At 65.6% G+C, this 13,653-nt stretch carries 11 protein-coding genes; 6 read left to right on the top strand and 5 right to left on the bottom strand.

All coding sequences use genetic code 11. The features are described from left to right. Window positions 1-28 precede the first annotated feature (28 nt). From BCEP18194_RS27095 to BCEP18194_RS27115, 5 genes are read right to left on the bottom strand one after another with little or no spacing between them, the layout of a single operon-like run. Window positions 29-2,689, bottom strand: a complete 2,661-nt coding sequence (locus BCEP18194_RS27095) for a glycosyltransferase (RefSeq protein WP_011354472.1) — start codon at window positions 2,687-2,689, stop codon at window positions 29-31. Between the two features lie 26 nt (window positions 2,690-2,715). Beyond that, entirely contained in the window at window positions 2,716-4,119 is a 1,404-nt protein-coding gene (locus BCEP18194_RS27100; RefSeq protein WP_011354473.1) for a UDP-glucose dehydrogenase family protein, read from the bottom strand. A 35-nt stretch (window positions 4,120-4,154) separates the two neighbouring features. Then, window positions 4,155-5,144: a UDP-glucose 4-epimerase GalE gene (galE, locus tag BCEP18194_RS27105; protein WP_011354474.1), complete on the bottom strand. Its 990-nt coding sequence runs from the start codon at window positions 5,142-5,144 to the stop codon at window positions 4,155-4,157. Continuing rightward, window positions 5,141-6,148: a UDP-glucuronic acid decarboxylase family protein gene (locus tag BCEP18194_RS27110; protein WP_011354475.1), complete on the bottom strand. Its 1,008-nt coding sequence runs from the start codon at window positions 6,146-6,148 to the stop codon at window positions 5,141-5,143. Before BCEP18194_RS27110 ends, galE begins: the two co-directional genes overlap by 4 nt. After that, the gene (locus BCEP18194_RS27115; protein WP_041493220.1) at window positions 6,141-6,545 is read right to left on the bottom strand and encodes a hypothetical protein; all 405 of its coding nucleotides are present in this window, start codon (window positions 6,543-6,545) and stop codon (window positions 6,141-6,143) included. Before BCEP18194_RS27115 ends, BCEP18194_RS27110 begins: the two co-directional genes overlap by 8 nt. 1,695 nt (window positions 6,546-8,240) lie before the next feature. Between BCEP18194_RS27115 and BCEP18194_RS27120 the strand changes: the two genes are divergently transcribed. From BCEP18194_RS27120 to BCEP18194_RS27145, 6 genes are all read left to right on the top strand, one after another. Continuing rightward, window positions 8,241-8,564, top strand: coding sequence for a hypothetical protein (locus BCEP18194_RS27120; protein ID WP_041493221.1), 324 nt, complete (start codon window positions 8,241-8,243; stop codon window positions 8,562-8,564). Between the two features lie 111 nt (window positions 8,565-8,675). Further along, complete coding sequence (locus tag BCEP18194_RS40245) at window positions 8,676-9,266, top strand: hypothetical protein (RefSeq protein ID WP_081436660.1); 591 nt, start codon at window positions 8,676-8,678, stop codon at window positions 9,264-9,266. A 74-nt stretch (window positions 9,267-9,340) separates the two neighbouring features. Continuing rightward, entirely contained in the window at window positions 9,341-9,622 is a 282-nt protein-coding gene (locus tag BCEP18194_RS27130) for a hypothetical protein (RefSeq protein ID WP_011354481.1), read from the top strand. Between the two features lie 44 nt (window positions 9,623-9,666). Continuing rightward, the gene (locus BCEP18194_RS27135) at window positions 9,667-11,367 is read left to right on the top strand and encodes a hypothetical protein (RefSeq protein WP_041493223.1); all 1,701 of its coding nucleotides are present in this window, start codon (window positions 9,667-9,669) and stop codon (window positions 11,365-11,367) included. Between the two features lie 156 nt (window positions 11,368-11,523). Beyond that, window positions 11,524-12,108, top strand: coding sequence for a hypothetical protein (locus tag BCEP18194_RS27140; RefSeq protein ID WP_011354483.1), 585 nt, complete (start codon window positions 11,524-11,526; stop codon window positions 12,106-12,108). Between the two features lie 111 nt (window positions 12,109-12,219). Beyond that, window positions 12,220-13,641, top strand: a complete 1,422-nt coding sequence (locus tag BCEP18194_RS27145; RefSeq protein WP_011354484.1) for a sigma-54 dependent transcriptional regulator — start codon at window positions 12,220-12,222, stop codon at window positions 13,639-13,641. Window positions 13,642-13,653: the final 12 nt, after the last annotated feature.

The following is a 13,653-nucleotide window of genomic DNA, read 5'->3' on the forward strand; positions in this document are numbered from 1 at the left end:
GCCGACGCGCCGTCGTTCACCGCGCATTTCACCTGGCGACCACCGTCGTCTGCAGGAACGCCGGCGCGATCCGCCAGTCTGGCACGTAATGCGCCGGCCACGCGCCGGGCGTATCGACCGCGTTGAAATACACCACGGCCTTCAGCAGCGGATAGCGCCACAGCGACCGCTGGAATTCGTCGAGTTCCTCGCGCTTGCGCGAATTCGATCCGTCGATGCCCAACTCGGTGACCATCACCGGCAGCCCGTAGTCGGTCACCCGCTCGTACTTGGTCCGCAGGATGCTCGCGGCGGACGCGTGGCCGCCGGCCGGCCAGATCGCGCAGCGCGGGCAGTCGAACACGGACAGGCCGACATCGTCCACATAGCTGCGGCCCGGGAAATAGTCGTCGAGGTTCCGGTTGCCGGCCGGCGACCACACGAAGCGGATCTGGTTGGTCATCGTGCGGCAGGTGGTCACGACCCGCCGGTACGCATCCACGTAGGCCGACGCATCGCCGATGGCCCACGGGTAGCGTCCGGTGTCGGCCTCCATCTCGTGGCCCCAGCGCACGAACACGGGGCCCTTCAACGCGGCGAGCGCCGAGCAGGCGGCCGCGATCCGCGCGTCGTAGCGCCCGTGCGCGATATCCTCGAGCAGTGCGCCTTGCCGCGTGTCGCCGGCCGCCCAGGGCTCGATGGTCAGCATCAGTGAGCGGTTGCGCGCCTGCGCGCTCCGGTACGCATCGTCGATTTCCGCGCGGACGTCGGGCGCGTTCCACGACACGAACACATGGTCGAACGCGAGATCCCGATCGGCCGCGAGCGTCTGCTCGGGATCGTAGGCGCCGAGTTCGGGCTGCTTCACCGGTTCGCCCGGCACGGGCGCGACCACGGCCGGCAAACCCGAGCGCCACATCATCGCCTGCCAGCCTTTCGGCGCGCGCAGCCCGATACCCGACAACAGTATCGCGAGCGCGAACACGAACAGCGCGTTGCGCACGGGCAGGCGGCTGAAGAACATCTGCCTGAATGCCGACCACTCGAGCCCTTGCTCCCTGCCGTGATTCACGGTGACGACGGCCGCGATCACGAGATACAGGATGCTCGTCAGCGTCGAGAACAGATAGAAGCCGGCCGCGTTGCGCGGATTCTCGACCGTGACCACGGGCAGGCTGCAGAACAGCGAGATCAGCAGATACGGGGCAACCACGCGCAGCGGCGCGTCCTGTTCGATCGTGCCGCCTTTCGGCGTGACCTTGAACGGAAATTCCTTCCCGCGCACGCAGTCGAACACCGCCGATGCGCAGCCGAGCACGACCCACGGCCAGCGCGCGAACACGAACGACAGCCCTTCCCACGACAGCAGTTTCGTATTCAGCGGCCGGCACGACTGGGTCGAATGCGTGGCCCAGGTCACGACGCACAGGATCAGCACGGTCAGCGGCAGCGCGTAGGTGAGATACGTGAGGTAGTCGACGTGTGCCCACACGCGGCCGGTAAGCAGCGCGACGACCGGAATCACGACGCTGCCGGCCATCGCGAGCGCGCATAGCGGGTACCACAGCTGGCAGAACAGGAACTGCGCCTTCAGCCTCAGCGGCAGCCCCATGAAATAGTGGCGCGTGTAGCGCAGCATGATGATCATCACGCTCTTGGACCACTGGAATTCCTGCGTGGCCAGGTCGCCGAACGTGCGCGGCCCTTCGCCGTTCGCGATCGCGTTCAGCGCATGCATGCCGCGCCAGCCCTTCGAATTGAAGATCATCGTGGTCGAGTGATCCTCGGCGAGCTCGGGCCCGAGCCCGCCGATCTCGCGCAGCGCGCGGCAGCGCACCGCATAGTGCGAGCCGATGCACAGCGGCGCGAGGCCGCTCGCGTAGCCGGCCTGCATCGTGCCGTGCAGCGGCCCCTCGACGTTCACGCGCCCGCGTGCGCTCCAGCTCCCGGCCGCGTTGCTGTCGCAGATGCTCGGCGCCGACACGTAGCCGACTGCCGGATCGACGAACGGCCGCAGCATCTCCTCGAGATAGGTGCGGGTCGGCACGTGGTCGGCATCGAGCTGCGACACGAAATCGTAGTTGTCGTACCCGTACATGTCGTAGAAGTACGCGAGATTGCCTTCCTTGCACTTGGTGCGGCGCGGCCAGCTCGTCCGGTGGTACGCGGCAATGCCGCGCCGCGTCGACACGAACACGCCGTGCTCGCGGCACCAGTCGAGCGTCTCGGGCGACGGGTCTTCATCGGCGAGCCACGTATCGTGCGGGTAGGTCTGGTCGAGCATCGCGAGCAGCGTCGTGCGCACGATGTCGAACGGCTCGGACGGCGCCTTGGTGACGACCATCGCGACGCGCCAGTCGCGCGGCACCGGCAGCGCGGGATTCGGCACGACCGCCGAGCGGATGATGAAGATGAAGTAGCCGGGAATGAAGGTGGTCCAGAACAGCACGAAGCAGTTGACGCCGAAGCGGAACGCGTCGACGTAGTGCTCGTCGCGCAACCACCAGCGCCAGAAGATGCCCAGCGCGACGAACCAGCACAGCGCGAGGATGTGGAAGACGATCTTGCTCCCGCTGTCCATCAACGGGACGAGGAGCGGGACGTCCGCGTTCATCGAGGCGGTGCGATCCGCTTCAGCGTCGGTGGTCTCGGTGGTGTCGGCGGTATCCGGCGCAGGGCCGCCGGCAAGCGACGCAACCAGCTTCTTCATGGTGTTCTCCCGTCAAGGTCAGATCATCAGTCTTGAAGCAGGCCGCGCTGCGGCCGGGTGTCCTCGTTCGCGTGCTGTTGTTCCGGTGCCGGGTCGGCCGGCGTGCGTTCGCCGCACGAGCGGCCCACGCGTTCGTAGCGGCGAAAGCCGCTGTCGACAGCGAGCCGTTCGCTGAACAGGTTGCGCATGTCGAGCATCACGGGATCGGCCATGTGATCCGCGAGGTCGGCGAGATCGAGTGCCTCGAACGCCTTCCATTCGGTCATCACGACGACGGCGTCCGCGCTGCGCACCGCATCGATCGCGGAGCCCTCCATGAATACCTGCGGCAGCAGCCGCGACGCTTCGTGCGGACGCGCCGGGTCGTATGCGCGGATATGCGCGCCCGCGCCGACGAGCAGCTGGATCACGTCGATGCTCGGGCTTTCGCGCACGTCGTCGGTCTGGCCTTTGAACGTGAGGCCGAGCACCGCGATGCGCTTGTCCTTGATCGAGCCGCCGCAGGCCTTCTCGATGCGGCGCAGGATCTGCTCCTTGCGCAGCGCATTCGATTCGATCGCCGCGCTGACGATGCGCAGCGGCACCGCATGTTCGGAAGCCGTCGCCTTCAGTGCGCGCGTGTCCTTCGGAAAGCACGAGCCGCCCCAGCCGGGGCCGGCCTTCAGGAACGATGCGCCGATGCGGCGGTCGAGGCCCATGCCGTTCGCGACCAGTTCGACATCGGCGCCGACGGCTTCGCACAGGTCCGAGATCTCGTTGATGTAGCTGATCTTCACCGCGAGGAATGCATTCGCCGCGTATTTCACGAGTTCGGCCGTTTCGATCTCGGTTGCAAGCACGAGATGGCCCATCGCTTCCAGCGGCGCATAGATGGCCTTCATGATCTCGATCGCACGCGGATGCTCGGCGCCGAACACGACGCGGTCCGGGTGCATGAAATCGTCGATCGCCGACCCTTCGCGCAGGAACTCCGGATTCGATGCGATCGCCGTGTCGATGCCGTCCGGCGCGCAGCGTTCGACGATCTGCTTGACGATCCGGTTGGTGCCGACCGGCACGGTCGACTTCGTGACGACGACCGCGAAACCGGTCAGGTTCGACGCGATCTCGCGCGCGGCCGCCTCGACGTACTGCAGGTCTGCCTGGTCGGTGCCCGGCAGCGTCGGCGTGCCGACCGCGATGAATACCGCGTCGCGATCGCACACGCTCGCCGCGAGGTCGCTGCTGAAGCGCAGCGTGCCGCGTTCGACGTTGCGTGCGACGACGGCGTCGAGGCCCGGTTCGTAGATCGGCATGCGTCCTTCGTTCAGCGCGTCGATCTTGCCGCGATTGTTGTCGATGCAGACGACGTCATGCCCGAGATCCGCAAAGCACGCGCCGCTGACCAGCCCGACGTAGCCCGTGCCGACGATGGCGATCCGTACCTTCATGGTGATTCCCCTGCGTGGCGTTCAAGGAAACTTGCTTACTTGCCGGATTCGAATTGCAGTGCTTTCTGAAACCACGCCGCGGCGTGTTCGACCATCGGTTCGATCGCGGTGAAACTCGGCCGCCAGCCGAGCACGAGCGCGGCTTTCGTGGCGTCGGCGTACAGCTCGGGCGGGTCGCCCGGGCGGCGCGCGGCCGTTACCGTCGGCACGCGGCGGCCCGTCACGGCTTCGACGGCGCGCAGTGCGTCGAGTACCGACGTTCCTTTGCCGGTGCCGAGATTCAGTGCGACGCTGTGGCCGCCGCCGCACAGATAGGCGGTCGCTTTCAGGTGCGCGTCGGCGAGGTCGCTGACATGCACGTAATCGCGAATCGCCGAGCCGTCGGGCGTCGGGTAGTCGGCGCCCATTACCTGGAACGCATGGCCGGTGCCGAATGCCGCGCGAATCGCGAGCGGCAGCGCGTGCGTTTCCGGTTCGTGGCATTCGCCGATCTCGCCGTCAGGGTCCGCACCGGCCGCGTTGAAGTAGCGCAGCGCGACCCACTTCAATCCGTATGCACGCTCGAAATCGGCCGCCATCCGTTCCATCGCGTACTTCGTGAAGCCGTACGGATTGATCGGCCGCTGCGGCGTGCGCTCCGAGATCGGCAGGCCGTCCGGAATGCCGTACGTCGCGCACGACGACGACATCACGATCCGGCCGACGCCCGCCGCGTGCATCGCGCTCAGCAGCATGCAGGTGCCCGTGACGTTGACCGTGTAATAGCGGTCGGGCGCGAGCACCGAATCGCCGACGTACGCGAGCGCGGCGAAATGGATCACGACGTCGGGCCGGTGCGCGGCGAACGCCTTCGACAGCGCGTCGCGGTCGAGAATGTCGGCGGTGACGAGCGGTCCCCATCGCACCGCATCGCGATGGCCGGTCGACAGATTGTCGTAGGCGACCGGTTCGTGTCCCGCTGCCGCGAGCGCCTTGCAGGTATGGCTGCCGATATAGCCCGCTCCGCCTGTCACGAGCACTTTCATGCCGTGGCCCCGGTCAGGCGCAGCACCGGCGCGAGCCACAGTTCACGACTGAAATAGTCGACGGTCCGGCGCAGCCCTTCGTCGAGATCGATGCCCGGCCGCCAACCGAACTCGGTCGACGCGACCGAGATGTCGGGCTTGCGCTGGTGCGGATCGTCGATCGGCAGCGGCCGGAACACGATCTCCGATTTCGAGCCCGTCATCGCGAGCACTTTCTCCGCGAGCTCGATCATCGTGAATTCGCCGGGGTTGCCGATGTTGACCGGCGTGCCGACGTTGCGCTCGGCGCTCATCAGGCAGAAGAAGCCGTCGATCAGGTCGCTGGCGAAGCAGAACGAGCGCGTCTGCTTGCCGTCGCCGTAGATCTCGAGCGGCGCGCCGTTGAGTGCGCCGACGATGAAGTTCGACACGACGCGGCCGTCGCGCGGCGACATCCGCGGGCCATAGGTGTTGAAGATGCGCGCGACACGCACGTCGATGCCGTGCGTGCGGTAGTAGTCGTAGCACAGCGCCTCGGCCGCGCGCTTGCCTTCGTCGTAGCACGCGCGCGGGCCGATCGTGTTCACGTTGCCGCGATAGGTTTCCGTCTGCGGGTGCACGTCCGGGTCGCCGTAGATCTCGCTGGTCGACGCCTGGAACACGCGTGCGCCCGTCTTGCGCGCGAGTGCGAGGCAATGGTTCATGCCGAGCACGTTGGTCATCATCGTATGGACGGGATCGATCTGGTAGGTGGGCGGCGATGCCGCGCACGCGAGATTCCAGATCTCGTCCACCTGCAGTTGCGGCAGGCCGAGCGATACGTCGCCCTTCACGAACTCGAAGCGGCCGGACGCTTTCAGGTCGGCGACGTTGAGCTTGCGCCCCGTCAGCAGGCTGTCGATGCACGTGACGGACGCGCCTTCCATGACGAGGCGTTCGCACACGTAGCTGCCGAGAAAGCCGGCGCCGCCCGTCACCAGGACGCGCTGCCCAGCGCGCGTCTCGAGCGCGACCCTGTCATTCATGGCTTTCTCCTTCGTCGTTCAGCTCCGGGAACCACACGTCGAGCAGTTCGACGGCGGCGCGCACGCGTTCCATCCCGCTGCATGGGTAGCGTTTCGGCAAGCGCCGGTTCGCTCGTGCTGATGTCGACGAAGCGCCGCGACAGGCGCTCCGGTTTCGCTGACTACCCCGTTGATGCTTGAACGACGCACGCGTCGATCGATCGGTGGTGATCTTCATCGCCTTTTCCCCGAGACGCTGATTGACGAGCAGGCCGCCGTTCGTGATCTTGTGCCTCGGCGTGCCGCTCGGTGAGAGCCGGAGATCAGGCAATCGGCATGCCATGAACGATGCCGTCACGATGCGCACGGGCGTGGCGCCGAAATTGCCGCGCGATATGCGCGCTTCTGTTTCATGCATGTATCGTGGGGACAGAAAAGCGCGAGGGCCAATTGCCGGGTCGATACGATTCGATACGACGAAATGCACGATAAATCAGGCTTTTGCGGGAGTGGCTTCGTCAAACAGGTGTTGAGCGGGAATGTTTCATCGATGAGAAATGCGCAGATAACGGGTTAAAAACGTTTCCCTCGTGTACTGCGAATCCGGCAATTCGGTGCGTGAAAGGCGGGGCGAATGAAAGTGAAAAAATGATGTGTGCCGTCCGGAGGGCGCGAGTTTTCATTTGTTTTAATTATTACGTTGGAACGGAAGTTTTCATTTTTACGGCCCATTTCGACGCTCGAGCGGGGTGTGATCCTGTCGGTATTTTCACGGATGAATCAAATTCGTCCGGGTCGTCGGAGGAAACGTGTGTCGAAGCCTCGCCGAAGGCTACGGGATCGGGCTCCCGGTGCCCGGCGTCGCGCGTATCGATTCTCGTTTGTGATGGCGCGGGAGGGGGCCGCACACGGTGCGATCTCCGGTTTCCAGGCGGAAATGCCCGCGCCGCCTGCCTTGCACGGCCGTGCGCTTCTCAAGTTTGAAACACTCGTTCATCTGGCCGTCCGGCACGGGCCTGCAGGCCGGATTCGTCCGTCTAATCCGGCAATTGCGTCGCGGCGCTCAACGATCGCCGGGGGTGTCAAACTGTTGTTGCGATACATTCCTGAAACAAAAAATGTCGTTTCGGGCGCTGCGTGCCGTCGCGGCGGCCGTTTGCCGAGCGCAATATGCGGTGGAATATCACGTGGCACGCTGCTTGCGGTATTGGACGCACCGGCGGGCGGTCGACACGAAGTAACGAAGAGGTGGGGCGGCCAACTCGTCAATAAGCAGTCGGGGAAACGGCGATGAAGACCATAAGCAGTAGCTTGATCGGCGCGTACTTTATTACGCACCAATGGGGTAGTCGGAAAGACCGGGGTGACGCTCGCGACGCTGTGCCAGCTTCGCGGGTTGCTCTGTCCCGGTTTCTTGCCCGCCGCGCGCTTCGCGTGCTGGCGCGGTTGTCGCGCCGTACGGCAGTCGGGCGACAGCGGTACTCGCTTTCATACAGTTCACCCGGATGGATCAGGCTGTTCGTGCCGGACAGCGTGATGCCGATTCGTCTTCGGACGTGCAGGGTCGCTTCGATCGCGCCTGGCCCATGCCGGCGCCGGCCGGATTAGATCGAACGCCCGTCGGCCGGATTATCCGGAAGACTTTCTTCGATAGCTCAGGGAGAAGACAGGCCACCTGGCTGCAATGCAGGCCCGTTGTCGCCCGGATAAAGGGTGTATTTTCAACGGCGCTGCATTTTGCGGTGGTTAATGTATTCGCGAATTTTCGATTCCGGAAATGGGATGTCTATTAATGGCATGCCGTCCGGCGGGGTGTCGAATATCGCAAGCCGGAAAGGTGTGCGCATCGTTCCGGTTTATCAGGCAATGGTGTTTTCGGTGTAAGTCCAATGTTCATAAAAATAATAGAAAACACCTACAAAAAAAGTTTGGATAACTAAAAATCGCGAAGCTAAGCTTCGTCTGGCCAAAATCACAAAAAATTGAATTGAAAAGGCATCGGGATTTTTTTAATTAGATAGTGATCCTTAATTTCGAGGATTGCTCAAGTCGGGAAGGTTGATGGCGTGCGATCTTCCTGACTCACTCCGTCCACGCCGTTTTGGAGTCGACCATGAAGAAGCTTCTGATTGCAGCAGCAGTTCTGGCGGTTTCGGGTGCAGCGTTCGCTGGCAGCGGCACGGTGTCGAGCAGCAGCTCGTCGAGCGGCGGCCAAACGATGGCAGGGGTTGCTGGCTTCGGCCATTTCTCCGCAACCGATTCCGGCTCGGCACTCGGTGCAGCCGGCGCAGTTGCAGGCGGCCCGGGCAGCGGTTCGATCTCGTACACGAACCATACCCAAACGTCGACCGTCGGTGGCTTCGGCTTCGGCGGCTCGCAAGCCGGTGGCAACAGCGGTGCAAATGCCGGTTCGATCGGCTGGACGTATCACCACTAAGCCGCGACGCGTAGCGTTCGTCATTGGCTGGCGGTACGGATGCCGGGTTCCGCTCGATGGGGGTTGACCCGGCTCCGCCACCGCCGAACTTACTCACAGCAAGGAATTGCTATGAAAGCCAAAGTCATTTTCGCGACAGCGCTCACCGTCTTAGCGTCGGCTGCATTGGCAGCGGGTTCCTCCACGACCAACCAGACACAATCCGTTGCGGCGGGTGTTTCCGGTTCGGTCCTGGTCGGATCCGGCAGCTATACCAGCAATTCGACTTCGACGGCGGGCGCGAACGCGGGCAGTACGGTGACACCCGCTGGTTCCGCCGGCACGGCATCCGCCTTCCACAACACGACTTCGACGGCCAGCGGTTCGGGCACGAACGGAGGCGCGTTTGCGGCAGGTGGCGGTATCGGTGCCGCAGGCTCGTACGGTGGAAACAGCAGCACGAACGAGAACGCGAATGCGCTGTCGGGCGGGGTGAGCGCCACGATCGTCCTTGGTGCCAATCACTACACGGCTTCGAGTGCGAACGACCAGGGCGTTGCCAACGCGGGTGCCGCTGGGCTGACCGGCAGTGGTGGGTCAGGCGCGATCACGGGTTCGAATCACTACAACTCGTCGACCGTTTGGAGTACCGGTCCGGCCGGGTCGCCGTCCGCATCGGGCGGGAGCCAGGGCAGTGCAAGTGCGACCGGAAGCAGTCATTAGTCAGGTGTGGGGGGGCCAGTTTCCCAGCGACGCTGGTCTCTTTTCCCCACATTGTTGTCACGTAAGGAGTTGGCATGAAGCAGAAACTGATTGCCGCCGCTCTGATGCTCGCGTCTCTGACGGCGTATGGCGCTGACCGTATTGCCAACGACGTGCAATCGAATTTGCAGACGTCAAACAACCCTGACCAGACAACCAAACCGTCAGAACAACAAACGCTTTCTTCGGGCAGTGCCATCGGCGGACCAGACGCCCAGCAGTGGCAGGGCATGTCGGCCGGCTCATGGTCCCAGCTGGGTAACGGCTGGAAACAGTTCGGGGAAGCAGGCAAAGCTGAAGGGAATCAGGGGAATTAGTACGGTTGCCTGGGTGGGAGGTCAAACCTCGTCCGGAGAGTGAAATGAACAGCAACAGGATCAAGGTGGCATGCGCAGCGATGTTCGCGATGACCACGATCGGCGCCCAAGCGCAAACCGCCGATTCGACTTCGAGCGCACAGTCCTCGACGTCGTCTTCGTCGATCAGCCAGGGCGGCGGCTCGAGCATGAACACGAACACCACGAGCTCGCGCGGCGGTAACGCTACCAGCTCCAGCGGGGTTCGCAGCAGCGGCAATTCGAGCGTGAACGTGAACGTGACGATGCCGTCCAGCACGAGCGGCGGCACGAACGTGACGCCGCAGTCGCTGCAGTCATCCGGCGCGCCAGGCACCAACCCGTACAACACCCAGTCAGCGGAAAACGTCAATTACTCGGGTACGCAGACGATCAAGACCAACCCCGCGATCCAGGCGCCGGGCCTCACGACCACGCTGTCCGATACCTGTATGGGGTCGGTGAGCGTCGGCGTGTCGTTCCCGGGGTTCGGCGCGACGGGTGGTACGACACTCGTCGACCAGGCCTGCGTCCGACGTCTCGATGCACGTGAATTCCGCGCGATGGGCCTGACCGACGTGGCGCTCGCGCTGCTCTGCCAGAGCGACGCGAACCGGCGTGCAGTTGAAGCGACCGGGCACCTGTGCCCGGGCACGACCGCGCCGCTCGCCCGTTCGAACGTGGCGCCGAGCGTAGAAGCGACGGTTGCCGACGACGTGAAGTATCGCGATCCGATCGTGCGCGACCGCATGGGCTTGCCGCCGCTGGGCGCTGCCGCGCCGGCACCGGCGCAACCCCGCCCGGTGGCGACGACCTCGGTGCAGGCGGCACCCGTGTCGGTGCCGGTACCTGTGCCCGTGCCGTCGATGGCGCCGATTGCCGCTGCACCGGCCGTCGCCGCACCGGCTGTTGCCGCTGCCGCACCGGCAGTGGCGGCGCCGGCTGTCGCAGCCGCCCCGGCCGTCGCAGCCCCCGCCGTTGCCGCCGCGGTACCGGCCGCAGCAGCAGCGCCCGCAGCGGCTGCCGTACCTGCTGTCGCCGCCGCACCCGCAGCATCGGTCGTCCCGGCGGCTGCGATTGCAGCCGTACCGGCTGCCGCCGTGATCGCCGCACCGGCAGTTGCGGACAAGGCATCGCCCGCACCTGCCGAGCCGGTTGCCGACACGAAGGCACCGGAGCCCGTGCAGCCCGTGGCCGACAAGGCGCCTGAGCCCGTACCGGCCGTGGCCGACAAGGCACCGGAGCCCGCACCGGCAGTCGCCGACAAGGCACCGGAGCCCGCACCGGCGGTTGCCGACAAGGCGCCGGAGCCTGCACCGGCAGTCGCCGACAAGGCGCCGGAGCCGATCCCGGCCGCGACCGACAACGCAGCGCAAGCCGCTGCCGCGCCGGCTGCGGACACGACGCCGGCCGCTGCCGTCGTCGCGGTGCCAGCCGTGGAGACCGCGATGCCTGCACCGGCAGCCGATGCGAAGGCCGTCGAGCCGGCGCCGGTCGCCGCCGAAGCGCCCGCGCCGGAAGCCGCGCAGCCTGCCGTAGCCGCAGCGCCTGCCGACATGCCGACCGCCGACGCGAAGGTGCCGGAAGCCGCCGCGCAGGCCGCCGACATGCCGGTGTTGTCCGATCCGGCGCAAGGATTGCCGCCGGCTTCGGTCGACCAGCAGGCTGCCCCGGCTGCCCCGGTCGTGCCGGCTCCGGCCGTGATCTCGACGAGCACGTCGTCGTAAGCACGCGGGTCGGACTCCCGTGCGGCCGGAACGCAGGTCGCACGGGAGCCTTTCGAACCCGATGCCCGACGGTCGTTTCCTGTTTGACGGGTGTTGATCCCATCCCCGAGGTCAACACCTCTTTTTGCCCGACGAGGATGCAAGGAGGCCTCAATCATGAGGATCTTTTTGGTCGCTCTGTTGTTGTACAGCGCGCAAGCCGCAGCGCAAGCGGTATTTCAGAACCCGGCGGTCTTCGTGATCCTGGGCGAGCAGACCGCCGCGAACGCCGTGAGCGTCGAGCAGGCGTTGACGACGCTCGGTCGCGCCGACAACACGGCATGCGCGCCGATGATGATGATCGGCGATCCGCAGATGATCTACATGATGCCGGAGGAAGGTCACGCACCGTCGTGGCAATCGCCGGTGTACGGCCGTGGCGCGCCGTTCGAAGCGCAGAACGGGCCGGCGCCGACCGGCAAGACGATCGGCGCGATGCAGCATGCCGAGGACATGCAGACGCAGCCGTGGAGCGACGGCAGCGCGATCACGCAGAAGATCGCGGGCGAGTCGAGCGTGACGGCGGCGGACCGGGTGAGCGGGTGGCAGCGCAACGGGCTCAACTCGATCGAGACGGCCCCTGCGACGGAAGTCACGGTGAACGGCAAGACCTACCGCGCCTATCGTGACGACCTCAACCGTTCCACGAAACCGGTCGTCGAGCCGCAGATCTACACGCAGCGCGTCGTTTTCTGCCGATAACGAAACGTCAATCCGAGGACGGCCCGGCGCTGCGCCGCGGGACCACGATGCCCCGCGCTGCGCGATCCGGCGACGGCCGTTTCGACAACCAAATCAAGCGACGAGGCCATCGTGAACTATTGCTGCCAGATCAGGGTGTCGGGCCCGCAGGATCTCGAACGCGATGCGGGTACGGCGCCGTTCGTTGCCGTCCGGCGCAATCATGTCGTACCGTCGCGGCCACTCGTCTACCTGTCGCAGCAGCACGATGCCGCGCTCGTCGATTGTCTCGAATCGCGCGGCTGGGACGTGTGGCGTGCGAAAACCGTTGCGGACGCACTGAATCTCGTCAAGGTGAACCGTCCGCATGCGGGCATCGTCGATTTCGGCAGCTTCGCGTCGCCCGACGTCACGTCGTTCGAGACGCTGCTGCGCGATCCGCGGGTCGGCTGGGTCGCGCTCGCCGACAATGAGCGGCTGCGGGATCTCACCATCGCGCGCCTGATTCGCCACTGCTGCTTCGACTACGTGCGCAATGTGACCGCCTATACGACGATCGGCTATCTGGTCGGCCACGCCTACGGGATGCTGAAGCTCGCGGACGGCAGCCCGGACGCCGATGCGGCGCCCCCCGGCGGCACGATGATCGGCTCATGCGACGCAATGCGCCGCCTGTTCGCGACGATCCGCAAGGTCGCCAACACGGACGCCACCGTATTCATCGCCGGTGAATCCGGCACCGGCAAGGAGCTGACGGCAGCGGCGATCCACCAGCAGTCGTTGCGCGCCGACGCGCCATTCGTCGCCGTGAACTGCGCGGCCATTCCGTCGACGCTGCTGCAGGCCGAACTGTTCGGCCACGAGCGCGGCGCATTCACGGGCGCGCACCAGCGCAAGATCGGCCGGATCGAGGCCGCGCACGGCGGCACGCTGTTTCTCGATGAAATCGGCGACATGCCGTTCGAGAGCCAGGCGAGCCTGCTGCGCTTCCTGCAGGAAGGCACGATCGAGCGGCTCGGCGGGCACGCGTCGATTCCGGTGGACGTCCGGATCGTGTCGGCGACCCACGTCGATCTCGAGGCCGCGATGCAGGCGGGGCGGTTCCGTGCCGACCTGTACTACCGCCTGTGCGTGCTGCGCATCGACGAGCCGCCGCTGCGCGTGCGCGGCCGCGACATCATGCTGCTCGCCGACTACGTGCTGCGGCGCTATCGCGGTGACAGTTCGCACCGGATTCGCGGCTTCATGCCGTGCGCGATCGAGGCGATCCACAACTATCCGTGGCCCGGCAACGTGCGCGAGCTGATCAACCGGATCCGGTTCGCGGTGGTGATGACGAACGGCCCGATGATCTCGGCCGCCGATCTCGAACTGCACCCGTACACGTCGCGGCGGCCGCCGACGCTCGCGGAAGCGCGCCGGCAGGCCGAGCGGCACGCGATCGAGGAAACGCTGATGCGCCACCGCCACCAGCATGCGGACGTGGCGGCCGAGCTGGGCATCTCGCGCGCGACGCTGTATCGGCTGATGACCGCGCACGGGCTGCACGGCTGACGCGCCGCGGCA

The sequence above is a fragment of the Burkholderia lata genome (assembly GCF_000012945.1).
GTDB lineage: Bacteria > Pseudomonadota > Gammaproteobacteria > Burkholderiales > Burkholderiaceae > Burkholderia > Burkholderia lata.

What these genes read in the sequence shown, in the direction of transcription:
- BCEP18194_RS27115 (WP_041493220.1), bottom strand. Translation starts at nt 6,545, where the DNA reads ATGCATGAAACAGAAGCGCGCATATCGCGCGGCAATTTCGGCGCCACG.
- BCEP18194_RS40245 (WP_081436660.1), top strand. Translation starts at nt 8,676, where the DNA reads ATGAAAGCCAAAGTCATTTTCGCGACAGCGCTCACCGTCTTAGCGTCG.
- BCEP18194_RS27140 (WP_011354483.1), top strand. Translation starts at nt 11,524, where the DNA reads ATGAGGATCTTTTTGGTCGCTCTGTTGTTGTACAGCGCGCAAGCCGCA.
- BCEP18194_RS27110 (WP_011354475.1), bottom strand. Translation starts at nt 6,148, where the DNA reads ATGAATGACAGGGTCGCGCTCGAGACGCGCGCTGGGCAGCGCGTCCTG.
- BCEP18194_RS27100 (WP_011354473.1), bottom strand. Translation starts at nt 4,119, where the DNA reads ATGAAGGTACGGATCGCCATCGTCGGCACGGGCTACGTCGGGCTGGTC.
- galE (WP_011354474.1), bottom strand. Translation starts at nt 5,144, where the DNA reads ATGAAAGTGCTCGTGACAGGCGGAGCGGGCTATATCGGCAGCCATACC.
- BCEP18194_RS27120 (WP_041493221.1), top strand. Translation starts at nt 8,241, where the DNA reads ATGAAGAAGCTTCTGATTGCAGCAGCAGTTCTGGCGGTTTCGGGTGCA.
- BCEP18194_RS27135 (WP_041493223.1), top strand. Translation starts at nt 9,667, where the DNA reads ATGAACAGCAACAGGATCAAGGTGGCATGCGCAGCGATGTTCGCGATG.
- BCEP18194_RS27095 (WP_011354472.1), bottom strand. Translation starts at nt 2,689, where the DNA reads ATGAAGAAGCTGGTTGCGTCGCTTGCCGGCGGCCCTGCGCCGGATACC.
- BCEP18194_RS27130 (WP_011354481.1), top strand. Translation starts at nt 9,341, where the DNA reads ATGAAGCAGAAACTGATTGCCGCCGCTCTGATGCTCGCGTCTCTGACG.